The 325-nt window shown below is 74.5% G+C and carries 1 pseudogene; it reads right to left on the reverse strand.

Annotated elements, in window-relative coordinates:
- Positions 1–325, reverse strand: a pseudogene (locus tag ACEN88_RS34925) (peptidoglycan-binding protein); the annotation flags it as partial.

Raw genomic sequence — 325 nt, forward strand, 5'->3', positions numbered from 1 at the left:
ACCAGGTGGGGCCGGCCGTCCAGTTCCGCGAGGCGGGCGGCGATCCAGTCGACGTCCGGCCCGCTGTCGCCCGGCCCCACCTGGTCGCGGAAACCGCGCGGCACCTTCCACAAGGTCGTGTACTCGCCATCGATGCGGGTCGCGAGCAGCCCCAGGCTCACCGTGTGGCGCCGGCCGTTGATCGCGAGCGTGGCCGTGTCGTCGTCCATGCCGGTCAGCACGGCGTAGCCCACGCGGGCGCCGTCGTGCAGGCCGACGATGGCCGGCCGGTCGAGCAGGCGCAGTTCGTACAGGCCGCCGCGGCCCTGGTAGCAGCGCAGGCCGG

It is taken from the genome of Massilia sp. CT11-108, from assembly GCF_047302915.1.
GTDB classification, from domain to species: domain Bacteria; phylum Pseudomonadota; class Gammaproteobacteria; order Burkholderiales; family Burkholderiaceae_D; genus Telluria; species Telluria orientalis.